The 22,496-nt window shown below is 65.1% G+C and carries 22 protein-coding genes; 14 read left to right on the top strand and 8 right to left on the bottom strand.

What is annotated here, in order from left to right:
- The first annotated feature begins 7 nt into the window (after positions 1 to 7).
- Positions 8 to 838 carry a transglutaminase family protein gene (locus K414_RS0119800; RefSeq protein ID WP_027497519.1) on the top strand — a complete coding sequence of 277 codons (831 nt, stop codon included), beginning with the start codon at positions 8 to 10 and terminating at the stop codon, positions 836 to 838.
- 48 nt (positions 839 to 886) lie between these two features.
- Here the strand turns inward: K414_RS0119800 and K414_RS0119795 are convergent, their stop codons facing one another.
- Complete coding sequence (locus K414_RS0119795) at positions 887 to 1,456, bottom strand: type II toxin-antitoxin system PemK/MazF family toxin (protein ID WP_027497518.1); 570 nt, start codon at positions 1,454 to 1,456, stop codon at positions 887 to 889.
- A gap of 154 nt (positions 1,457 to 1,610) precedes the next feature.
- Between K414_RS0119795 and lepA the strand changes: the two genes are divergently transcribed.
- Both lepA and K414_RS0119785 read left to right on the top strand, forming a co-directional pair.
- Positions 1,611 to 3,452 carry a translation elongation factor 4 gene (lepA, locus tag K414_RS0119790; protein ID WP_027497517.1) on the top strand — a complete coding sequence of 614 codons (1,842 nt, stop codon included), beginning with the start codon at positions 1,611 to 1,613 and terminating at the stop codon, positions 3,450 to 3,452.
- 136 nt (positions 3,453 to 3,588) lie between these two features.
- A complete protein-coding gene (locus K414_RS0119785) occupies positions 3,589 to 4,596 on the top strand; it encodes a nitronate monooxygenase (protein ID WP_027497516.1) in 1,008 nt (335 codons plus the stop codon).
- Positions 4,597 to 4,606: 10 nt separating this feature from the next.
- On the opposite strand, the gene K414_RS0119780 is transcribed toward K414_RS0119785, so the two are convergent.
- The gene (locus K414_RS0119780; RefSeq protein ID WP_027497515.1) at positions 4,607 to 6,652 is read right to left on the bottom strand and encodes a glycoside hydrolase family 15 protein; all 2,046 of its coding nucleotides are present in this window, start codon (positions 6,650 to 6,652) and stop codon (positions 4,607 to 4,609) included.
- A 94-nt stretch (positions 6,653 to 6,746) separates the two neighbouring features.
- Between K414_RS0119780 and K414_RS0119775 the strand changes: the two genes are divergently transcribed.
- The 6 genes from K414_RS0119775 to K414_RS0119755 all read left to right on the top strand — a co-directional run bounded on the left by K414_RS0119775 (position 6,747) and on the right by K414_RS0119755 (position 11,167).
- Positions 6,747 to 6,977: a hypothetical protein gene (locus K414_RS0119775; RefSeq protein ID WP_027497514.1), complete on the top strand. Its 231-nt coding sequence runs from the start codon at positions 6,747 to 6,749 to the stop codon at positions 6,975 to 6,977.
- 149 nt (positions 6,978 to 7,126) lie between these two features.
- On the top strand, positions 7,127 to 7,216 hold the full coding sequence (locus K414_RS29820; protein ID WP_310180897.1) for an Ms4533A family Cys-rich leader peptide: 90 nt from the start codon (positions 7,127 to 7,129) through the stop codon (positions 7,214 to 7,216).
- A 197-nt stretch (positions 7,217 to 7,413) separates the two neighbouring features.
- Complete coding sequence (locus K414_RS0119770; RefSeq protein ID WP_027497513.1) at positions 7,414 to 8,436, top strand: sulfate ABC transporter substrate-binding protein; 1,023 nt, start codon at positions 7,414 to 7,416, stop codon at positions 8,434 to 8,436.
- On the top strand, positions 8,437 to 9,330 hold the full coding sequence (cysT, locus tag K414_RS0119765; protein ID WP_027497512.1) for a sulfate ABC transporter permease subunit CysT: 894 nt from the start codon (positions 8,437 to 8,439) through the stop codon (positions 9,328 to 9,330).
- Positions 9,327 to 10,127: a sulfate ABC transporter permease subunit CysW gene (gene cysW / locus K414_RS0119760; RefSeq protein WP_027497511.1), complete on the top strand. Its 801-nt coding sequence runs from the start codon at positions 9,327 to 9,329 to the stop codon at positions 10,125 to 10,127. The genes cysT and cysW overlap by 4 nt, the downstream gene beginning before the upstream one ends.
- Positions 10,127 to 11,167, top strand: coding sequence for a sulfate ABC transporter ATP-binding protein (locus tag K414_RS0119755; RefSeq protein ID WP_027497510.1), 1,041 nt, complete (start codon positions 10,127 to 10,129; stop codon positions 11,165 to 11,167). Before cysW ends, K414_RS0119755 begins: the two co-directional genes overlap by 1 nt.
- A gap of 23 nt (positions 11,168 to 11,190) precedes the next feature.
- On the opposite strand, the gene K414_RS0119750 is transcribed toward K414_RS0119755, so the two are convergent.
- Genes K414_RS0119750 through K414_RS0119730 form a run of 5 tightly spaced genes read right to left on the bottom strand, consistent with a single transcriptional unit; the run spans position 11,191 to position 16,604 of the window.
- Positions 11,191 to 11,931, bottom strand: coding sequence for a sirohydrochlorin chelatase (locus tag K414_RS0119750; RefSeq protein ID WP_027497509.1), 741 nt, complete (start codon positions 11,929 to 11,931; stop codon positions 11,191 to 11,193).
- Positions 11,928 to 13,238, bottom strand: a complete 1,311-nt coding sequence (locus K414_RS0119745) for a GTP-binding protein (RefSeq protein WP_027497508.1) — start codon at positions 13,236 to 13,238, stop codon at positions 11,928 to 11,930. The genes K414_RS0119750 and K414_RS0119745 overlap by 4 nt, the downstream gene beginning before the upstream one ends.
- A complete protein-coding gene (gene cysD / locus K414_RS0119740) occupies positions 13,238 to 14,182 on the bottom strand; it encodes a sulfate adenylyltransferase subunit CysD (RefSeq protein WP_027497507.1) in 945 nt (314 codons plus the stop codon). Before cysD ends, K414_RS0119745 begins: the two co-directional genes overlap by 1 nt.
- A complete protein-coding gene (locus tag K414_RS0119735; RefSeq protein WP_027497506.1) occupies positions 14,179 to 14,889 on the bottom strand; it encodes a phosphoadenylyl-sulfate reductase in 711 nt (236 codons plus the stop codon). The genes cysD and K414_RS0119735 overlap by 4 nt, the downstream gene beginning before the upstream one ends.
- A complete protein-coding gene (locus K414_RS0119730; protein WP_027497505.1) occupies positions 14,886 to 16,604 on the bottom strand; it encodes a nitrite/sulfite reductase in 1,719 nt (572 codons plus the stop codon). Before K414_RS0119730 ends, K414_RS0119735 begins: the two co-directional genes overlap by 4 nt.
- 364 nt (positions 16,605 to 16,968) lie before the next feature.
- On the opposite strand from K414_RS0119730, the gene hemW reads away from it, so the two are divergent.
- Complete coding sequence (hemW, locus tag K414_RS0119720; RefSeq protein WP_027497504.1) at positions 16,969 to 18,180, top strand: radical SAM family heme chaperone HemW; 1,212 nt, start codon at positions 16,969 to 16,971, stop codon at positions 18,178 to 18,180.
- 42 nt (positions 18,181 to 18,222) lie between these two features.
- Here the strand turns inward: hemW and K414_RS0119715 are convergent, their stop codons facing one another.
- Positions 18,223 to 18,528 carry a type II toxin-antitoxin system VapB family antitoxin gene (locus tag K414_RS0119715; RefSeq protein WP_027497503.1) on the bottom strand — a complete coding sequence of 102 codons (306 nt, stop codon included), beginning with the start codon at positions 18,526 to 18,528 and terminating at the stop codon, positions 18,223 to 18,225.
- A gap of 133 nt (positions 18,529 to 18,661) precedes the next feature.
- Between K414_RS0119715 and hrcA the strand changes: the two genes are divergently transcribed.
- From hrcA to K414_RS0119695, 4 genes are all read left to right on the top strand, one after another.
- The gene (gene hrcA / locus K414_RS0119710) at positions 18,662 to 19,705 is read left to right on the top strand and encodes a heat-inducible transcriptional repressor HrcA (protein ID WP_027497502.1); all 1,044 of its coding nucleotides are present in this window, start codon (positions 18,662 to 18,664) and stop codon (positions 19,703 to 19,705) included.
- Positions 19,706 to 19,799: 94 nt separating this feature from the next.
- Positions 19,800 to 20,957 carry a molecular chaperone DnaJ gene (dnaJ, locus tag K414_RS0119705; protein WP_027497501.1) on the top strand — a complete coding sequence of 386 codons (1,158 nt, stop codon included), beginning with the start codon at positions 19,800 to 19,802 and terminating at the stop codon, positions 20,955 to 20,957.
- 3 nt (positions 20,958 to 20,960) lie between these two features.
- Entirely contained in the window at positions 20,961 to 21,734 is a 774-nt protein-coding gene (locus K414_RS0119700; RefSeq protein ID WP_027497500.1) for a 16S rRNA (uracil(1498)-N(3))-methyltransferase, read from the top strand.
- Positions 21,731 to 22,486: a prolyl oligopeptidase family serine peptidase gene (locus K414_RS0119695; protein WP_027497499.1), complete on the top strand. Its 756-nt coding sequence runs from the start codon at positions 21,731 to 21,733 to the stop codon at positions 22,484 to 22,486. Before K414_RS0119700 ends, K414_RS0119695 begins: the two co-directional genes overlap by 4 nt.
- The last annotated feature ends 10 nt before the right edge of the window (positions 22,487 to 22,496 follow it).

Here is a 22,496-nt window from a genome sequence, read left to right as displayed (position 1 = left end):
CTGGCGTATGCGTGTCGTGCACACCACGGGCTATCAGTACGACGCACCGGTGACGTCGTCGTACAACGAGGCTCGACTGACGCCGCGAAGTGACAATCGGCAGAACGTGATTCTCAACCGAGTCGAGACCAACCCGGTGACGCGTTCCTACCGCTACACCGACTACTGGGGGACAGCGGTGACGGCGTTCGACCTGCACGCACCGCACACCGAGCTCGAGGTCACCGGATCGTCGGTGGTCGAGACCGATCCCTTCGTCTACCCGGATGAGAATGCCTCCTGGGAGGAACTCGCGAGCGACCAGGTGATCGACCGCTTCAACGAGGTCCTCGACAACACCGGATACGTGCCGAAGAACAGGCAACTCGCGTCGGTCGCGAAAAAGCTGTCGAAGGGTCTGCCGCCGCAGGAATCGGTCGTCGAGATCTCCAACTGGGTCAACCAGGAGATGTCGTACGTTCCCGGTACCACCGGTGTGCACACCTCGGCCGTGGAGGCCTGGTCGGAGAAGAAGGGTGTCTGTCAGGACTACGCCCACCTGACGCTGTTGATGCTGCGCAGCGTCGGCATCCCCAGTCGGTACGTCTCGGGCTACCTGCATCCGAAGAAGCAGGCCGCGATCGGTGCGACGGTCGAGGGCCAGTCTCACGCCTGGATCGAGGCCTGGACCGGTGCGTGGTGGGGCTACGACCCGACCAACGCCATCGCCGTCAACGAGCAGCACGTGTCGGTCGGACTCGGCCGTGATTACGCCGACGTCCCGCCGCTCAAGGGCATCTTCTCCGGCGGCGGTTCGACGGCTCTCGACGTGGTCGTGGAGATCACGCGGCTGGCCTAGCGTCGTGCGCGTTTTGCGTACCCAGGGATACGCAAAACGCGCACGAGGTCAGTTCCAGCCGTAGTCCCGACGCAACCGATCTGCCACGGACTCGAACTGAGCTCTACCGAGGATTGCGCCTTCGCGACGAATACCGTCCTCGGGCACGTCGAGAACTCGGTCCAGACGAATCCAGCTCGGTCGCCCCTCGGCGTCCCACGCACCGGATCCGATCGACTGCCAGTCGCGGTCGCCGTCGCGGCTGCTCTGGCTCGACAACATCAGGCCGAGCAGATCGTTGCCCTCACGCCCGATGACCAGCACCGGGCGGTCCTTGCCCTGAGTGGCGTCTTCCTCGTAGGTAACCCAGGTCCAGACGATCTCACCCGGATCGGCCTTGCCGTCCAGATCGGGGGAGTACTCGATGGTCCGCGCCCGTTGGGCGGTCGGCCTGGTCTGCGATGCCACCGGACGGCCGGGGCGAGGTGCCGGAGCCGGTGTGCGCGACGCGCTTCCGGAGATCGCGTCCTTGCCTTTCTGCAGCGCACCGGAGTTCTGTAGTTGACGCAGTAGCCTCGGGCCCTCGCGCAGTGCGATCTTGCCCAGTTCCTTGCCGAATCTGCTCCAGTTGCCAGCCATGCGGCGAGTGTAGCCACGGCGGCAGCGCTACAAACCGCCCTGACTCACCGGGCGACCAGCCACGACGGACAGCCGGGGACGGCGCACCGTTCCGCTCGTGGGACGATAGGGAAACCCGTTCGCTCATTTCGAACACGCCAGCCGAAGGATACGAGTGCCCAGCTTCGCCGACACGACGTTCACCGATCCGTCCAGGATCAGGAACTTCTGCATCATCGCCCACATCGACCACGGAAAGTCGACGCTGGCAGACCGGATGTTGCAGCTCACCGGCGTCGTCGACGACCGGTCGATGCGTGCGCAGTATCTGGACCGGATGGACATCGAGCGCGAACGCGGCATCACCATCAAGGCGCAGAACGTGCGTCTGCCCTGGGTCGTCGACGGCGAAGAATTCGTTCTGCACCTCATCGACACCCCCGGCCACGTCGACTTCACGTACGAGGTGTCCCGCGCGCTCGAAGCGTGTGAAGGTGCTGTCTTGCTCGTCGACGCTGCTCAGGGCATCGAGGCGCAGACGCTGGCGAACCTGTACCTGGCTCTCGACAAAGAGCTCACCATCATCCCTGTGCTCAACAAGATCGACCTGCCCGCTGCCGACCCGGATCGCTACGCCGCCGAAATCGCGCACATCATCGGATGCGAGGCCGACGACGTGCTGCGGGTGTCCGGCAAGACCGGAGTGGGCGTCGAGGAACTGCTCAACGAGGTCGTCAAGCTGGTGCCGGCTCCGGTCGGCAACCCGGACGGGCCTGCCCGCGCGATGATCTTCGACTCGGTCTACGACACCTACCGAGGCGTCGTCACCTACGTCCGAGTGGTCGACGGCGCACTCAACCCTCGTGAGAAGGTCACGATGATGTCGACCGGCTCGACGCACGAGTTGCTCGAAGTCGGCATCGTGTCGCCGGACCCGAAGGCCACGAAGGGCCTGGGCGTCGGCGAGGTGGGGTACCTGATCACCGGCGTCAAGGACGTCCGTCAGTCCAAGGTCGGCGATACCGTCACCACGTTCCGCAAGGGTGCTACCGAGCCGCTGACCGGTTACCGCGAGCCACGGCCGATGGTCTACTCGGGCCTTTACCCACTCGACGGCTCCGACTACCCGGATCTGCGCGACGCCCTCGAAAAGCTTCAGCTCAACGACGCGGCCCTGACCTACGAGCCGGAGACCTCCGTGGCTCTCGGATTCGGCTTCCGCTGCGGCTTCCTGGGGTTGCTGCACATGGAGATCACCCGCGAGCGGCTCGAGCGTGAATTCAACCTCGACTTGATCTCGACCTCGCCGAACGTCGTCTACCGCGTCGAGATGGAAGACGGTGCCGAGCACATCGTCACCAACCCGTCGTACTGGCCCGAGGGCAAGGCGCGGGAAGTGTTCGAGCCCATGGTCAAGTGCACCATCATTTCGCCGAGCGAGTTCATCGGCTCGATCATGGAGCTGTGTCAGGGGCGACGAGGCGAGCTCGGCGGTATGGACTACCTGTCGGAGACTCGTGTCGAACTGCGCTACACGATTCCGATGGCCGAGATCATCTTCGACTTCTTCGACATCCTGAAGTCACGTACTCGTGGATACGCCAGCCTCGACTACGAGGAGATCGGCGAGCAGAGCGGAGCGCTGGTGAAGGTCGACATCCTGCTGCAGGGCGAGGCCGTCGACGCCTTCAGCGCGATCGTCCACAAGGACGCCGCTGCGGCCTACGGCAACAAGATGACGACCAAGCTCAAGGAACTGATTCCGCGGCAGCAGTTCGAGGTGCCGATTCAGGCTGCTATCGGATCTCGCATCATCGCCCGCGAGAACATCCGCGCCATCCGCAAGGACGTGCTTGCCAAGTGCTACGGCGGCGACATCAGCCGTAAGCGCAAGCTGCTCGAGAAGCAGAAGGAAGGCAAGAAGCGAATGAAGACCATCGGACGGGTCGAAGTTCCGCAGGAAGCCTTCGTGGCGGCACTGTCCTCGGAGTCCTCGTCGGACAAGCCGAAGAAGTAGCCGGACGTAACCTCACACCCTTTTTGCCGACTGCGCGCCCCGGCTCGCTTCAGAACAGGGGCGCGCAGTCGGCAACAGGGGCGCGCGGCCCCCGCCCAACCCTCTCGCGAATGTCGGGCGAGTACATTTCGAATCTGTGACGACACCGATCCTGAAGAAATTGCGTGTTCCCGTTGTCGGTGCGCCCATGGCGGGCGGTCCGAGTACTCCCGAGCTCGCCCGGGCTGTGGCCGAGGCCGGCGGACTCGGAATGATCGCCGGCGCGTTGTTGACGCCGGATGCCTTTGCCGCGCAGGTGGATTCGATGCGGGGTCTGGTGTTCGGGGTCAATCTTTTCCTACCCGAGGAGCCGTCGGGCGCGGATGTCGACTCCTACGCCCAGCATCTGGCATCGTGGTTCGAGCGATTCGACGCCGAACCCGGCGTGCTCAAACGCCGCGATGATCACTACCCGGAGAAATTCGCCTGGCTGCTTGCCCATCCGGTGCCGGTGGTGTCGAGTACTTTCGCCACCTTCGATGCCGACGAGGTTGCCCAGCTGCATTCGGTGGGAACCGAAGTGTGGGCAACGGTGGCAACCGCCTCCGACGCGTCCATCGCCACCGCGAACGGTGTGGACGCGCTGGTGGTGCAGGGTCCCGAGGCGGGCGGACACCGAGGCACGTTCGACGGGTCGGCTCCGGAAGAGCCGTTGACGGAGTTGCTGGTCGCAGTGCGCGAGATATCGGATCTGCCCCGAATCGCGGCCGGCGGGCTCATGGACGGCAACGACATTGCGCCGCTGCTGGATTCGGGTGCTGCGCATGCAGCCCAGCTGGGTACCGCGTTTCTGAACACTCCCGAGGCAGGAACGAAGCCCGTGCACCGCGAGCAGCTGGCCAGTGCGTCGGGTACCGCCGTGACGAAGGCGTTTTCGGGCCGTCCTGCGCGGGGCTTGGTGAACGAGTTCATGCGCGAGAACTCCGAAGCCGCCCCGCTGGCGTATCCCGATCTGCACTATCTGACCGCGCCGATGCGCGCGAAGGCCGCAGCTGCGGGTGACCCGTCGGGACTGTCGATGTGGGCCGGGACCGGCTATCGCCGCGCTCAGGCGAAACCGGCGGCCGAGCTGGTCGCCGAATGGGCGAGGCAACTCGGCCGCTGAACCAGACAGTTCAGGGGTTGGCGTGGGCGGGCTGGAAGTGTCCCGATGCCTGCGCTTCCTCTGCTCGGATGACGTGCACCACGGCGTTGATCAACGCCAAGTGCGTGAATGCTTGCGGAAAGTTGCCGAGGTGACGGCCGGTGCGATGGTCGATCTCTTCGGCGTAGAGTTTGAGCGGGCTCGCGTAGGCAAGCAGGCGTTCGCACAGGTGCTTGGCGCGCGGGAGTTCGTCGATCTCCACCAGAGCGGACACGAGCCAGAACGAGCAGATCGTGAACGTGCCTTCCTCGCCGGACAAACCGTCGTCGGTGGTGTCGGTTCGATAGCGCAGAACCAAGCCGTCCTCGGTCAACTCGTCGGCGATGGCGAGCACTGTTGCACGAATGCGTTCGTCGTCGGCCGGCAGAAATCGCAGGAGGGGTGCGAGTAGCAACGACGCGTCCAGAGAGGGATCTCCGTACCGCTGCGTCAGCACGCCGCGCGAGTCCACGCCGTTGTCGAGGATGTCGGCCTTGATCTCGTCGGCGATTTCGTTCCACTTGGTCGAGTAGTCCTTCTCGCCGTGGATATCGGCAAGCTTCGCACCGCGATCGAGCGCAACCCAACACATCAGCTTCGAGGACGTGAAGTGCTGGGGCTCACCGCGTACCTCCCAGATGCCACGGTCGGGTTTGCGCCAGTTCGCGATCGCTTCCTCGACCTGCCGTTTGAGCAGAGGCCACAGGAACTCCGGGACGTGTTCACGCGACTTGACGTGCAGGTACACCGAGTCGAGCATGGTGCCCCAGATGTCGTGCTGCTCTTGGTCGTAGGCACCGTTGCCGATACGTACCGGTCGGGCGCCGTCGTACCCGGACAAGTGCGGTAGCTCGGCCTCGTCGAGGGTCTTCTCACCGCCGATGCCGTACATCACCTGGAGCGGGTTGACCTCCCCGTCTGCACTGGTGGCTACATCGGACATGAAGGCGAAGAAGTCGTTGGCCTCACGGTCGAGCCCGAGCGTGTACAGACCCCACAGAGCGAATGTGGAGTCGCGGACCCAGGTGTAGCGATAGTCCCAATTGCGTTCCCCACCAGGTGTTTCGGGTAGCGACGTGGTCGACGCGGCGAGCAGTGCTCCCGTGGGTGCGTAGGTCAGTCCTTTGAGGGTCAGAGCGCTGCGCTGGAGGTAGCCGCGCCACGGATGATCGGGGAATCGGCCGATCGTGATCCACTGCCGCCAGCATTCGGAGGTCTGCCACATCTTACTGGCCGCTTCCTCGAACGTTTGCGGTGCGGGAAGATCGGACCACGACAGCGCGACGAAGATGTTGTCGCCTTCCGTCATTCGGGTTCGCGCGCGTGCTTCGCGGCCCTCGATGCCGATCCGAAGATTGGTGGTCAATTTGAGGGTGGGCTGGTCGCCGTCGGCGCTCGCCTCGCAGGTCGCGGTGGTCTCCTCGTACACCTTGCCGGTGTACTCCCATGTCGCGGGTGCCCGATGGTAGTCGAAGGCGGGCTCGCAGCTCATCTCCAATTCGACTGTGCCGCTGACACATTTGATGGTCCGAAGCAAGATGTGCTCGGCATCCCAGTCGCTCGGTGCGCGCTTGTGAGTTCGAGAACGCTGGTCGGTGTTGTGCCAGGGGCCCATCACCAACGCGTCACGCACGATGAGCCACCCGGTCTCGGTCTGCCAGGTCGTCTCCACGATGAGGCCGCCGGGCAGGTATCGACGAGCGGCGGGTACCGACTGTCCGTACGGCCCGACGCGGAAGTGGCCCGCGCTTCGATCGAGGACGGCACCGAAAATACTGGGGGAGTCCGGCCGCGGTACACACATCCATTCGACGGAGCCGTTTCGGGCGATGAGGCACGTCGTCTCGCAGTCCGAGAGAAATGCGTAGTCGTCGATGGGCGGAAACGCGCTGCGGTAGGAGACCAACGTGGACACCGGCGCATCGGTGCTGCCCAACGCACCTTGGACTTCCGTTCCGCCCAGGCCTGGATGTCCTGAGCCCATGGCCGGCTCCTCGGCGACCGGGGGCACGGGCGAAACCTCATCGAATGCCGTCATGGCGTAATCATCGACCGATCCGTGGCAGCCGTCCACTGAGAGGCCGTACTCGGCGTGGCGCGGCTCAGGTGGAGCCCTGGTTTAAGCTGCGAGGATGGAATCGTTCGCGCGGTGGTGGGACGGCGTCGAGCTGTGGGTGACGGGCCTTCCGTTCGTTCCGCAGTCGGTGGTCGTCCTCGCAGTGCTCGTTCCGGTTGCGTTCGTCTCGGCTCGGGTGTTCGATCGCGTGCTGGCAGTGATCCTGCGCGTGTTGGGCCGTGACGCCAGCGCAGCACGCGAGGCCGAGCTCTCGGCCTCGACGTCTACGACGAAGGATGGACTGTAATGCCGCGGTCTCGGGTGACATGGGCTCTGATCGCGCTGCTGGCGTTGGTCGTCATCGCATGGTTGATCACTCGCTGACACGCGCCCGTCGTGCACATGCACGACTCCTCTGATTAGAGTCGGTCCGGAACCTCTGCTAGATTCCTGACCGTGTCTTCTGCCGCCGAGTACCGCGTCCGCCACCAGTTGGCGTTGATTGCTGTCGGCATGCTGGCAGTCGCCGATATCGACTGTTGTTGATTCTTTCCTTCGCGAATCGGTTTCGTCGATCCACTGTCGCCGCGTAGCGCAGTGTGTCCGCACGACGGACCGGAGTCCGTGCCGCCAGTTCGCTGCTTCGCCGGCCGGGTCCTGACTGCTACGGCGCTCAGCGCGAATCTCCTTGCGTGTCTTGTGTTCTTTCCTCATCGTCACACCACCATGAAAGGCCTTTCGCAATGAGGCATCGTTCTCGTTATCTGCTCACCACGTTCGCAGCTGTGGGAACTCTTCTGCTCACCGCCTGCGGCGGCGGTTCCAGCGATGTCGTCGGGGGCGGGTCGGACACTGCCAGTGGCCCGGCTCTGACACTCGTCGGCTACGCAGTGCCGAAGAACGGCTGGGACGCAATCGGTCCGGCGTTCGCAGCCACCGAGGATGGAGAGGGTACGGCGATCAACGCCGACTACGGCGCATCCGGAAACCAGTCGCGCAAGGTCGCCGACGGCGCGCCTGCGGACATCGTCAACTTCTCCGTCGAGCCGGATGTCACTCGACTTGTCAAGGCGGGCAAGGTCGACGAGGACTGGAACCAGAACGCGTACGGCGGGGTGCCGTTCGGCTCGGTGGTGACCATCGTCGTCCGCGAGGGCAATCCGAAGAACATCCAGACGTGGGACGACCTGATCAAGCCCGACGTTCAGGTCATCAGCCCGAGCCCCCTCAGCTCCGGATCGGCGAAGTGGAACCTGCTCGCGCCGTACGCCGCCAAGAGCAACGGTGGCCAGGACAAGCAGGCCGGTCTCGACTTCGTTCGTACGCTCGTCGCCGATCACTTCCCTGTGCAGCCCGAATCCGGCCGCGCCGCAACCGAAGCGTTCCTGCAGGGACAGGGCGACGCGCTACTGAGCTACGAGAACGAGGCACTGCTCATCGAAGAGCAGGGACAGAAGGTGGAGCACGTGGACGTCCCCGTCACCTTCCGCATCGACAACCCGGTGGCAGTGATCAACAGCAGTGCGAACCTCGAGCGTGCGAATGCTCTGAACGATTTCGTCTACTCCGACGAAGGCCAGAAGATCTGGGCCGAGGCGGGTTTCCGGCCGACCAACCCGGAGATCGCCTCCGAGTACTCGGACAAGTTCTTCACGCCCGAAAAGCTCTACACCATCGATGATCTCGGCGGCTGGACTCAGGTCGACGCCGACCTGTTCGGAGACAACGGCGCAATTGCGACGATCTACCAGGAAAGTACTCGGTAGATGTCGTCGTCGACCGGTGAACCCGCGGCCCCGGGTTCGATCGTCCCGCCCAGTGCGACACCTCGGTTTCGTGCTGGGCGGGAAGGCCGCAAGTTCCGGGGCCCCGGTTCGGTGGGTCCGCTGGGCCTCGGTGTCGCCGTTCTGTGGCTCAGTGTCATCGTGCTGCTGCCGTTGGCGGCGTTGACGGTTCAGTCGTTCGACGGCGGCCTCGGTGGTTTCTGGGATGCGGTCACCGAGACACGTGCCATCGCCACGTTCAAGGTGACTCTGCTGGTGTCCGTGGCCGCCGCCGTGATCAACCTCTTTCTCGGCACTCTGATCGCGTGGGTTCTGGTACGCGACGAGTTTCCCGGCAAGCGTTTCGTCAATGCCCTGATCGACCTGCCGTTCGCACTACCGACCATCGTGGCGAGCTTGGTGTTGCTGTCGCTGTACGGACCGTCGAGTCCGATCGGCATCGTCTTCAACGCCACCAAGCCTGCGGTCATCGTGGCGCTGCTGTTCGTCACGCTCCCGTTCGTGGTGCGTGCGGTGCAGCCGGTGCTGATAGAACTCGACAAGGATGTCGAAGAGGCGGCCGCATCGCTGGGTGCGAACAACTGGACCATCTTTCGGCGCATCGTGTTGCCGGTACTGCTTCCGGCTGTGCTCTCGGGCGGTGGGCTCGCGTTCGCCCGTGCCATCGGCGAATTCGGGTCGGTGGTGTTGATCGGCGGCAACATCCCCAACGACACGCAGGTTGCTTCGCAGTACATCCGTGAACTCATCGAGTACGACCGGCCGATCGACGCAGCCGCAATCTCCGTGGTGCTGTTGGCAATCGCCTTCGCTGTGCTGTTCGTGCTCCGCATCATCGGCAACAGGTTGGCCAGACGGGAAGAGCAGATCTCGTGAAAATCGGTCTCCCGATCAAACTGTCCCTGCGTGCCGTCGCACTGATCTATCTCGCTGTGCTCGTGCTGTTCCCCCTCGGTGCCATCCTGTTTCGCACGTTCGAGGACGGGGTGGTGGCGTTCTGGGAGCAGATCACCACTCCCGCCGCGCAATCCGCTCTCCAACTGTCGCTGTTGATCGTGGCGATCGTCGTTCCCATCAACGTCGTGTTCGGAATCGTCACAGCGTTGGCATTGGTACGCGGACGGTTCCGCGGCAAGGGGATACTCGAAGCGATCGTGGACCTGCCGTTCGCGGTGTCGCCGATCATCACCGGCGTCGCGCTCATCCTGCTGTGGGGTGCCAACGGATGGTTCGGTGGCATCGAAAGCCTCGGTTTCAAGGTCATCTTCGCGCTACCCGGCATGGTCATCGCGACGATATTCGTCACCTTGCCGTTCGTCGTTCGCGAAGTGGAACCGGTCCTGTACGAGATCGGTGAAGAGCAGGAAGAGGCTGCCTCGACTCTGGGTGCGAGTACCTGGCAGACGTTCTGGCGAATCACGTTGCCTGCCATCCGATGGGGACTGACCTACGGCGTGGTGCTCACCGTCGCACGTTCGCTCGGAGAATTCGGCGCGGTCATCATGGTCTCCACCAACCTGCCTGGCATTTCCCAGACGCTCACACTGCTGGTCAATTCACGGTACGAGGACTTCAATCAGCAGGGCGCATATGCGGCGTCCACGTTGCTCATGGCGATCGCCGTCATCGTGCTGCTGCTGATGACGGTTCTCGACAAGAAGAGGACGAAGTAATGACCGAGATATCTTCCGACATCGAGATCTCCGTGGTCGGCGCGAACAAGCGCTACGGCGATTTCGCCGCCCTCGACGACGTCAGCATCGACATCCCGAAGGGCTCGTTGACGGCGCTGCTCGGACCCAGCGGCTCGGGCAAGTCCACGCTGCTTCGATCCATCGCAGGCCTCGAGCAGCTCGATACGGGCCGAGTGGTGCTGGCCGGCCAGGACGTCACCTGGGTGAGCCCGCAGCGTCGCGAGATCGGGTTCGTGTTTCAGCACTACGCCGCGTTCAAACACCTGACGGTGCGCGACAACGTGGCGTTCGGCTTACAGATCCGCAAGCGGCCCAAGGCCGAAATTGCCAAGAAGGTCGACGAACTGCTCGAGATCGTCGGTCTGGCCGGTTTCCAAAGCCGCTACCCGGCGCAGCTGTCCGGAGGACAGCGTCAACGCATGGCGCTGGCACGTGCACTCGCCGTCGACCCGCAGGTTCTCCTCCTCGACGAGCCCTTCGGTGCCCTCGATGCCAAGGTGCGCGCAGATCTACGGACGTGGCTGCGCCGATTGCACGACGAGGTGCACGTCACCACCGTGTTGGTGACCCACGACCAGGAAGAAGCGCTCGACGTCGCCGACCGAATCGCGGTGCTGAACAAGGGCAGAATCGAACAGGTGGGCACCCCGGAGGATCTCTACGATCGCCCTGCCAACAACTTCGTGATGTCGTTCCTCGGTCAGGTGGCCAGGCTGAACGGACTTCTGGTGCGCCCGCACGACATTCGTGTCGGACGCGACCCGTCGTTGGCACAGGCGCAGGCAAGCGGCACGGCAGAATCTGCCGGGGTGACGCGGGCCGTCGTCGAACGGGTCGTACGCCTCGGCTTCGAGGTGAAGGTCGAGCTCAAGAACGCGGCCACCGGCGAGTTGTTCGCGGCGCAGATCACGCGCGGCGACAGCGAGGCGCTGGGGTTGCACGAGGGCGAAACCGTGTACGTCCGCGCGACTCGGGTTCCGACGATCACGGATACGACCGAATCGGCTCCGGTGCACTGATCGGACGAGCAGGGCTGTTCGTGCTATGCGATCGAGCGATCGTGCGCGAGAGCTGCGTCGTACCGCCTGGAGGCGAGCTCGGCCACTGCCGGATGAGGGCCCAGGACATCGGCGTACGTCACGTTCGGGACGCCGTCCAGCACCTGTGAGATGCGGTCGGTGAGCCTCCCGGGTGCCAGGAACCAGGGAGCCACCACGATCCGGGTGGCTCCCAGCGCGTGCAACTGCGCGACCGCATCCAGTGGAGACGGATCGACGGACGTGGCGAAACAGGTGACAACTCCCGCCCAGCCGGTGCCGGACACCACTTCGTTCGCCACTCCACGGCTACGGTCGTTCGCCGAGGAATCGCTCGATCCGACGGCAGCCAAGGCGACTCCGACTGTCGAATCGCCGAGCACCGCACCGGCGTCGACAACACGATCCCGAACGGCGTCGACGAGAAGTGGGTCGTCGCCCAGCACCTCGGACTGACCGATCGATACGCGCGGATGCCGGACCCGTGCTGCACCCAACAGCGCGGGCAGGTCCACTTTCGCGTGAAAAGCTTTGCCCAACAACAGTGGAACCGCGACGATGCGGGCATGTCCTGCATCGGCCAAATCGTCGAGTACCTGCTCGACGCTGGGCTCACTCAGGTCGAGAAACGCGACGCGCACATCGAGATCCGGACGCCGTCGACGCAGGACGTCGACGGCGCGGTGGATCGTCTCGCTCGAGCGGGGATCGCGGCTGCCGTGCGCTACCGCGAGCAGAGCCGTCACGCCGGAACTGCCGACCCCAGCTCGACGGCGGCCAGTGCGTTGCCCACCAGACCGGCTGCCAGTGTGTTGCCACCGGCCGGATCGATCAGCAAGAAGCTGCCGGTGTGCCTGTTGACGGCGTAGTCGTCGGCCACGATCGGCTCGGCAACGCGAACAGAAATGCGTCCGATCTCGTTGAGTTCCAACGATTCCGGGCCCTCGTGCGCAGTGAGGTCCTGCTCGTCGAATCGCTCGACGAGCGCCCCGACGATGGCCTGGGTGGTACGAGTGCCGTGCTTGAGCAGCAGACGAGCGCCCGGGCGAAGCGGCTTCTCGGCCAGCCAGCACACCGTGGCCTCGAAGTCGCCGATCGGTTCCGGTGCGTCCTGCGGGGAGGCGATGGTGTCGCCGCGCGAGACGTCGACATCGTCGGCGAGGACGAGGGTGACGCTACGGCCGGCATGCGCGGTACGCAGCTCGCCGTCCGCGGTGTCGATGCGCTCCACTGTCGTTCGGGTGCCCGAGGGCAGGATGACGACCTCGTCGCCGACGTCGACGGAGCCCGCTGCGACCTGGCCGGCATATCCGCGGTAGTCCGGGAATTCCGCTGTGCGCGGCCGGATCACGTACTGCACGGGGAATCGCAGACCGACCCGGTGAGGTTCGGCGTCCACCGGGACCGACTCGAGGTGCTCGATGAGGGTGGGCCCGTCGTAGTACGGGGTCTTGTCGGACTTGACCGCGACGTTGTCGCCGTGCAGCGCGGACACCGGAATTTCGATGACGTCCTCGGTGGACCAGCCGAGCGAGGAAGTCAGCGAATTGAACTCTGCCGAGATCTCGGCGAAGACGGTCGCAGGGTCCTCGACCAGATCGATCTTGTTGACGGCGAGCACCAGTCGCGGAACACCCAGCAGAGCCAGAACGGCTGCGTGCCTGCGGGTCTGGGTGATCACGCCTTTACGGGCATCGACGAGCAGGATGACCAGCTGAGCAGTCGACGCACCGGAGACGGTATTGCGGGTGTACTGAACGTGCCCGGGGGTATCGGCCAGCACGAACGAGCGGTGCGGCGTCGCGAAGTAACGATAGGCGACATCGATGGTGATGCCCTGTTCGCGTTCCGCGCGTAGGCCGTCGACGAGGAGGGACAGGTCCGGTGTGGCCAGACCCTTGTCCACGGACGCGCGCGTGACGGCATCGATCTGGTCTGCGAGAACGGATTTGGTATCGTACAACAGGCGTCCGACAAGAGTGGACTTGCCGTCGTCGACGCTGCCTGCGGTAGCGAGGCGAAGGAGTTGCGTACCCGTGCTGGTGCTGCTCATCAGAAGTATCCTTCTCGTTTGCGATCTTCCATGGCAGCCTCGGACACGCGGTCGTCGCCGCGAGTGGCTCCGCGTTCGGTCAGCCTGGACGCCGCGACCTCGGCGAGGATCGCTTGATTGTCGGCAGCCTCGGACAGGACGGCACCGGTGGTGGATCCGTCGCCGACAGTGCGGTAGCGCACCGACAGTGTCTGCAACTCTTCACCTTCGGCCGGTCCGCCCCAGACGCCCGGCGTCATCCACATGCCGTCGCGCTGATACACCGGGCGCTGGTGGGCGTAGTAGATGCTGGCCAACTCCACGTCGTCGCGAGCGATGTAGCGCCAGATGTCGAGTTCGGTGAAGTTGCTGAGCGGGAACACGCGCACCTGCTCGCCGGGGGAGTGCTTGCCGTTGTACAGGTTCCACAGTTCCGGACGCTGCTTCTTCGGCTCCCACTGCCCGAATGCGTTGCGCAGCGAGAAGATTCGCTCTTTGGCGCGGGCGCGTTCCTCGTCGCGTCGGGCACCGCCGAACACGGCGTCGAACCGGTTCTCGGAGATCGCGTCGAGGAGAGGAACGGTCTGCAGAGGGTTGCGGATGCCGTCGGGGCGCTCGGTGAGACGTCCGTCGGCGAGGTACTCCTCGACGCTGGCCACGTGCAGGCGCAGGTTGTACTTCGCAACCACGTGGTCGCGGAAATCCAGCACCTCCTGCAGGTTGTGCCCGGTGTCGACGTGCAGCAGTGCGAACGGCAGGGGAGCGGGCCAGAACGCCTTGATGGCCAGGTGCAGCAGAACGGTGGAGTCCTTGCCGCCCGAGAACAGGATGACGGGGCGCTCGAATTCGCCGGCCACCTCTCGGAAGATGTGGATGGCTTCGGATTCGAGTGCGTCGAGGGTGTCGAACCGATCTGCATCGAGATGGGTGCGTCCGACGGTCGCCGTCGTGAGGTCGAGTGTCATGAGGCGTGCAACCCACATTCGGTCTTGGCCTTGCCGGCCCAACGACCGCTGCGCGGGTCGGCTCCGGGGGCAGGTTTGACGGTGCACGGTGCGCACCCGATGGACGGATATCCCTCGTCGACGAGAGGGTTGACCAGGATCGAATGTTCGTCGATGTAGGCCTGCATCTCCTCGTCCGACCACGGTGCGATCGGGTTGATCTTCACCAGGCCGAACGCGTCGTCGAACGAGATCAACGGAGCGTTGGCGCGCGTCGGGGCCTCGACTCGCCGGATGCCGGTGACCCACGCGCTGTAGTTCGCCAGTTCCTTCTTCAGCGGCGCCACTTTGCGCATCGCGCAGCAGCGGTTCGGTTCGCGGGCGAACAGGTCCTTGCCGTCGCTCGCATCCTGTTCTGCGACAGTCTTCTCGGCGCGGGCGTTGACGACGTGCACGCCGTAGACGGCCTCGACGGCATCGCGCGTTCCGATGGTCTCGGCAAAGTGGTAGCCGGTGTCGAGGAACAGGACGTCCACTCCGGGGTGAACCTGTGCGGCGAGGTGAACGAGAACCCCGTCCTGCATGTTGGAGGCGACGATGAAATCGCTACCGAAGGTGTCCTCGGTCCATTGCAACAACTCGAGCGGGCTTGCGCCGTCGAGTTCGCGGGCACCGCGCTCGGCGATGTCCTTCAGTTGGTCGACCGTCAAATTCAGTCTGGTACTCATCGCAAATCCGCCTCGTCTGCTCGCACGGCCCATTGAGCGAACCGTTCGCCGTCTTCGCGGTGCTTGTCGAAATTGCGCACCACTCTGTCGATGTAATCTCCCAGCTCGGAGCTGTTGACCTTGTGCTGACGCAACTTTCGGCCGAACGCACTGTCCAGGCCGAGGCTGCCTCCGAGGTGAACCTGGAAACCCTCGATCTGATTCCCGTCCCCGTCGTCGACCAACTGTCCCTTGAACCCGATGTCGGCGATCTGCGACCGCGCGCACGAGTTGGGGCAACCGTTGATGTTGATCGTGATCGGAACGTCGAGTCGACTGTTGATGTCGGACAAGCGCTCTTCGAGCTCGGGGACGAGAACCTGTGAGCGCTTGCGGGTTTCGGCGAACGAGAGCTTGCAGAACTCGATGCCACTGCACGCCATCAGATTCTTGCGCCAGTGCGAGGGCCGGGCAGGGAGGCCCAGCGCATCGAGGTCCGAGATCAGCTGCTCGAGCGTCTCGTCCGGAACATCGAGGACGATCAGCTTCTGATACGGCGTGAATCGGACGCGATCCGACCCGGCCTTCTCGGCGGCGTCGGCGACGGCCGCGAGGATGGTGCCGGACACGCGACCCGCGATGGGCGCGACACCGACGGCGTTGAGCCCGTTCTTGAGCTTCTGGATCCCGACATGATCACGGGGCCGAGCGGGCTTCTCGGGAGCCGGTCCGTCGATGAGCTTGCGGTGCAGGTACTCGTCCTCGAGGACCTGGCGGAACTTCTCGATGCCCCAGTCCTTGATGAGGAACTTCAGGCGCGCCTTGGTGCGAAGCCGGCGGTAGCCGTAGTCACGGAAGATCGAGACGACGCCTTCCCACACATCGGGAACGTCCGCGAGCGGAACCCAGACTCCGACGCGCTGTGCGAGCATCGGGTTGGTGGACAGGCCGCCGCCGACCCACAGGTCGAGTCCTGGTCCGTACTCGGGGTGGTTCACGCCGATGAAGGCGACGTCGTTGATCTCGTGCACTACGTCCTGCAGACCCGAGATTGCGGTCTTGAACTTGCGTGGCAGGTTCGAGTACTCGGGCTTGCCGATGTACCGCTCGACGATCTCGTCGATGGCTGACGTCGGGTCCAGAATCTCGTCGACCGCTTCGCCCGCGAGTGGGGAACCGAGCACCACACGCGGGCAGTCTCCGCATGCCTCGGTCGTCTTCAGGCCGACTGCCTCGATTCGACGCCAGATCTCGGGGACGTTCTCGACCTCGATCCAGTGGAACTGGACGTTCTCGCGATCGGAGAGGTCCGCGGTGTCGCGGCCGAACTCCTTCGAGATCTGAGCCAGAGTGCGCAGCTGCTCCAGATTCAATGCACCGGCATCGCACCGGATGCGCATCATGAAGTACTTCGCCTCGAGCAGGTCGATGTTGTCGTCACCGGTGAAGGTGCCGTCGTAGCCCTGTTCACGCTGGGTGTAGAGACCCCACCAGCGGAACCGGCCGCGCAGATCGCCCTTGTCGATGCTGTCGAAACCCTGCTTCGAGTAGATGTTCTCGATGCGGGCGCGCACGTTGAGCGGGTTGTCGTCCTTCTTGGACTGCTCGTTGGCGTTGAGCGGCTCTCGATAGCCCAGAGCCCACTGGCCTTCGGCGCGACGCTTGGTCGGCCGCGGCGCTCGCTCTCGCGGTGTGGCGGAGGCAGCGTCGGTGGTCGCGTCGCTGGTCGACGACATGCAATGCTCCTGCATCTTCGGTGCGGGCCGGCTCCGATCGTTGCGCAGAAGAGCGCTCACGAGATGGTGCGGAACCGGTGGATCGAATGGACGTGCTCCAAGGAGGGCTGGGTCAGCAGCCGGTCGTGTGTCGACACGACGCGCTGCAGACGCGGCCGAGATCGACGTGGCGGCGCGCCACGAGTCGAATTCCTGAGTCGGTCACGGGTGCCATTGTGCCACGTCATCGACCGGGTGCCGACCGCGGCGGCCTATTTACCCCGAAATTCCGGTAAATAGGCTGGCAGGGTGCGAGTCGTGCGTGCACAGCGCCCTGGGCGGCGCGTGGATCGGGCCGCCGGTGAACTCTGGGACACTGGAGTCCGTGAATACCGTCGTCGATACCTCCTCAGTCTTCGAGCTGCCGTCCGGCGCATTCGACGGAGTGGGGGAACGTGCGTTCGGGATCTACGTGCATGTGCCCTTCTGCGCCACGCGATGCGGGTACTGCGACTTCAATACGTACACGGCCGGGGAGCTGGGCACATCGGCATCGCCGCAGTCCTGGTTGGAGGGCCTGCGCAGAGAACTCGACGCTGCGGCGAACCTGATCGGAACGGGCGCGGGTCGAGTACCGACGGCCGACACAGTCTTCGTCGGAGGTGGGACGCCGTCGTTGCTCGGGGGCGACGGCCTCGCGGACGTATTGGGCGCGGTCCGGTCGAGCTTCGGGCTGTCCGACGGGGCGGAAGTGACCACGGAGTCGAACCCGGAATCGACGTCGCCTGCATTCTTCGACCGGCTGCGCGACGCCGGGTTCACGCGGGTGTCTTTGGGCATGCAGTCCGCGGCGCCGCACGTTCTGGCGGTTCTGGATCGCACCCACACTCCGGGGCGAGCGGTGGCCGCAGCGAAGGAAGCGTCCGCAGCCGGCTTCGAGCACGTGAACCTCGACCTCATCTACGGAACGCCGGGCGAGCGAGACAGCGATCTCGACCAGTCCCTCGCTGCGGTGCTCGACGCGGGTGTCGACCATGTCTCCGCGTACGCACTGATCGTCGAGGACGGCACCGCCATGGCGCGAAAGGTGCGCCGAGGTGAGTTGCCCGCACCCGACGACGACGTGTTGGCGAGCCGATACGAGCGCATCGACACGGCCATGAACGCAGTAGGCCTGTCCTGGTACGAGGTATCGAACTGGGCCGCCGATTCCGATGCGCGTTGCCGGCACAACATCGGCTACTGGGACGGCGGCGATTGGTGGGGTGCCGGGCCGGGAGCGCACAGCCACATCGGCGGCACGCGATTCTGGAACGTCAAACACCCGGCCACCTACGCCGATCGGCTCGCCGCGGGCGATCTGCCGGTGCAGGGCAGTGAGCTGCTCACCGCGCAGGACCGTCATCTCGAAGAACTGATGCTGACCGTGCGTCTGCGCTCAGGAGTGCCGATGAGTCTGCTGGGGCCGACCGAGCTCGCAGCCGCCGAGCAGACCGTGGCGGACGGGTTGATGGTGCAGCGAGGCGATCACCTCGTGCTGACCGACCGCGGCCGGTTGCTCGCCGACGCCGTGGTGCGCACCATCGCCGCGGCCTGAGCGATCTGTTTCAGGCTGCAGTGTTCTCGGGCCTTCGAACCCTCAGGCTCCCAGGGCGTCGTAGTCGAACACTCTGGCGTGCAACACCGTTCGACTGCGCAGCGCCGCCCGGACAGCGCGGTGCAGGCCGTCCTCGAGGTAGATGACGCCTCGGAACTGCACAGCATGGGGGAACAGGTCGCCGTAGAAGGTGGAGTCCTCGGACAACAACCGGTCGAGTTCGAGCACCTTGGTGGTGGTGACGATCTCGTCCAAACGCAGTTGGCGTGGAGGAATTCTCGACCAGTCCCTGATGGACAGGCCGTGCTCCGGGTAGGGCTTTCCGTCTCGTACACCCTTGAAGATCATCGCGAGCCTCGAACCGCTGGACCGAATCGAAAGACAGTTTCCACTCGGACCACAGTAAGGCCTTGCACGAGCATGCGTTCCTCGGCTACTAGACTCGAGCGACGATTGGCAACGAGAACGGAGGTGGGCACCGATGTCGAGCACCGACGACAGGCGGTTCGAGGTTCTGCGAGCGATCGTGGCGGACTACGTGTCCACTCAGGAGCCCGTCGGATCGCGTGCTCTTGTCGAGCGTCACAACTTGGGTGTGTCGAGTGCGACCGTGCGCAACGACATGGCTGTCCTCGAGGCAGAGGGCTACATCGCCCAACCGCACACCAGCTCCGGGCGGGTGCCGACCGACAAGGGCTACCGCCAGTTCGTGGACCGGATCGCCGACGTCAAACCGTTGTCAGCGGCCGAGCGTCGCGCCATCCTGGAGTTTCTCGAGAACGGCGTCGACCTGGACGATGTGCTGCGCCGCGGTGTTCGACTGCTCGCTCAGCTGACCCGGCAGGTAGCCGTGGTTCAGTACCCGACGCTGTCGGCGTCCTCGGTTCGACATCTGGAGGTCGTCGCCCTCACACCGGCTCGACTGCTGTTGGTGCTCATCACCGACTCCGGCCGGGTCGATCAACGCATCGTCGAACTCGGCGACGTCATCGACGACGAGAACTTGGCCCAGTTGCGGCGGTTGCTCGGCGGCGCACTGGAAGGCAAGCGGCTGGCGGCGGCGTCCGCAGCCGTGGCCGAGCTGGCCGAAAATGCACCTCCCGCCCTGCGTGACGCGATGATTCGTTCGGCCACGGTGCTGGTGGAATCGCTCGTCGAACATCCCGAGGAGCGGCTGGTTCTCGGCGGAACGGCCAATCTGACGCGCAACGCTGCGGACTTCGCGGGCGACGCAGGGTTTCCGGGATCGCTCCGAGCGGTACTCGAAGCGCTGGAAGAGCAAGTGGTGGTACTCAAGCTGCTCGCCGTGACGCAGGACACCCGCACCGTCACCGTGCGTATCGGCGAGGAGACGCAGGTCGAGGAGATGCGCGGAACATCGGTGATTTCCACTGGATACGGCTCTGCTGGCATGGTCCTGGGAGGGATGGGCGTTCTCGGCCCCACCCGAATGGACTATCCAGGAACAATCGCGTCGGTCGCGGCGGTTGCCAGGTACATCGGCGAGGTCCTTGCCGAGCGCTGACACGAGCCGACGACCCATCGTCGGCCGCGGGGGCACAGCGGCCGCGACACAGCATCAACGAACGAGATTCATCTTCTAGGACGAAAGAGACGACGTGGCACGGGATTATTACGGGACTTTGGGCGTCGGCCAGCAGGCGACGGACCAGGAGATCAAACGCGCTTACCGCAAATTGGCGCGAGAGTTGCACCCGGACGTGAACCCGGACGAGGCCGCACAGGCCCGGTTCAAGGACATTTCCACCGCATACGAGGTGCTCTCCGATCCGGAGAAGCGTCGGATCGTCGACCTCGGCGGCGATCCTTTGCAGCAAGGCGGCGGCGGTGGTGGCGGCGGATTCGGCGGTGCCGGATTCGGCGGCGGCCTCGGCGACGTCTTCGAAGCGTTCTTCGGCGGTGGCGCAGGCGGTGGACAGCGCGGACCCAAGGGACGCGTACAACCCGGAGCCGATTCGCTGCTGCGAACCAAACTCACCCTCGACGAATGCGCCACCGGCGTCACCAAACACATCACCGTCGACACGGCGATCCTGTGCGACCTGTGCACCGGCTCGGGCACCAACGGCGATTCCAAGCCCGTTCGGTGCGAGACCTGTGGCGGTGCCGGCGAAGTGCAGTCGGTGCAGCGCTCGTTCCTCGGCCAGGTCATGACCAGCCGTCCGTGCCCCACCTGCCGCGGTGCGGGCGAGACCATCCCGGACCCCTGCCGCAAGTGCGGCGGCGACGGCCGGGTGCGTTCGCGTCGGGACATCTCGGTGAAGGTCCCGGTCGGCGTCAGCAACGGCATGCGCATCAGGTTGGCCTCGCAGGGCGAGGTCGGGCCGGGTGGCGGCCCCGCAGGCGATCTCTACGTGGAAATCGTGGAGCAGCAGCACGAGGTGTTCGTCCGTGACGGCGACGATCTGCACTGCACCGTTCGCGTCCCGATGGTCGACGCGGCACTCGGTACGTCGGTGACGGTCGACGCCATCATCGACGGCCCGACCGAGATCTCGATCGAGCAAGGGACACAACCGAACTCGACGACGGTGCTGCGCGGGCACGGGATGCCCAAGCTCCGTTCCGGTATCCGCGGTGACCTGCACGCCCACCTCGAGGTCATCGTGCCGACCAAGCTGGACAGCAAGCAGACCCACCTGCTCGAACAGCTCAAGACCATGCGCGACCGCGATTCGGCGGAGGTCGTCACCACCGGTTCGGCGCACAGCGGTGGCCTGTTCTCGCGGTTGCGGGAAGCCTTCAGCGGGCGCTGATTCATGGCCCCCACGGTCTTCTATCTCACGCCGCTGCCGGCCGTGGGAGAGCTCGCCGTGCTCGACGGCAAAGAAGGTCATCACGCCGCGACCGTGCGGCGGATCCGAGTCGGCGAGCGGCTGCTGCTCAGTGACGGTGTCGGCGGACTGGCCGACACGGTCGTCGTCGGTGCCGAGAAGAACCGACTCGAACTGACGGTGCAGTCGCGCACGGACATGCCGCGAGCCACTCCCACGGTGACGCTGGTTCAGGCGTTGCCGAAGGCGGACCGCTCCGAACTGGCGATCGAGCTGGCCACCGAGGCCGGGATCGACGCCGTGGTGCCGTGGCAGTCGGCGCGATGCGTCGCTCGCTGGGAAGGGCCCAAGGCGACCAAGGGGGTCGCGCGCTGGCGCAGCACCGCCGCCGAGGCGGCCAAGCAATCGCGTCGCGCATACATCCCCGAGGTCTCCGAGTTGCACGATTCACGCTCGGTGTACGCCCTCGTGAACCGGATCGTGGCGGGCGGCGGCATCGTCGCCGTGCTGCACGAAGCGGCCACCTCGGCATTTCGCGACCTGCCGTTCGATTCGGTGCCCGAGGTCGCGATCGTCGTCGGACCCGAGGGTGGCCTCGACGACAGAGAGATCGCGGCTCTGACCGAGGCGGGCGCGACCCCGGTGGTGCTGGGGCCGACGGTGCTGCGAACCTCGACGGCCGGAGCTGTTGCGTTGGGAGCCCTGGGCGTTCTGACGACGCGGTGGGCGCAACTTCCGCCCGATTTCCCGAACGCATGAGCGTTCGCATCAAGATCGCGTACGGCGAGCATCCGGAACAGTTCGGTCACCTCTATCTGCCGTCCGCGCCGGTCACACCCGCGACACCGGTGGTCGTGATCGTGCACGGTGGCTTCTGGAGTGGGCAGTACGCGTCGAATCTGGGCACCCAGTTCGCCCGAGCTGTTGCCGGAGCCGGTGCGGTGGCCTGGAACATCGAGTACCGACGCGTCGGTGCGGGCGGGCACTGGCCGGAGATGCAAGCCGACGTGCGCGCCGCACTCGACGCCGTGGCCGGGGTGGTACAGCACCACGCCCCGGTCGGTGTCGACGATGTCCGCGTCATCGGGCACTCGGCGGGCGGCCACCTGGCAGTGTGGCTCGGCGGCGAAACCGACACGACGGTCCGGCCGTCGCGCATCGTCTCGCAGGCGGGTGTCCTCGATCTGGAGCCGCGCGGGGCGTCGGTACGTACCAATCCGGCGGTCGAGGCCCTGCTGCAGGCCCGCTACGAAGACGAGCCCGAGCTGTACCGGTCGGCCTCACCTCTGGCCCGACTACCCATCGGCATCCCGACGATCTGTCTGCACGGATCCGATGACCTTCAGGTCCCGGCTTCGCAGAGCTCGAGGTACGTCGAGGCCGCACGAGCCGCGGGCGACGACGCGGAGCCGGCGATCGTGCCGGGCGAGGACCACTTCGCCTTCCTGAACCCGGATTCGCGGTGCTGGGCGCTCTCGCTCGAGGCCGTCCTGGGCGAGCGCCGTGGGTAATAGGAATGCG

This window comes from Rhodococcus sp. JG-3, assembly GCF_000482405.1.
In the GTDB taxonomy this organism is placed as follows: domain Bacteria; phylum Actinomycetota; class Actinomycetes; order Mycobacteriales; family Mycobacteriaceae; genus Rhodococcoides; species Rhodococcoides fascians.
Note: the sequence above shows the minus strand (reverse complement) of the source record. Positions and strands in the feature narration are given on the sequence as shown.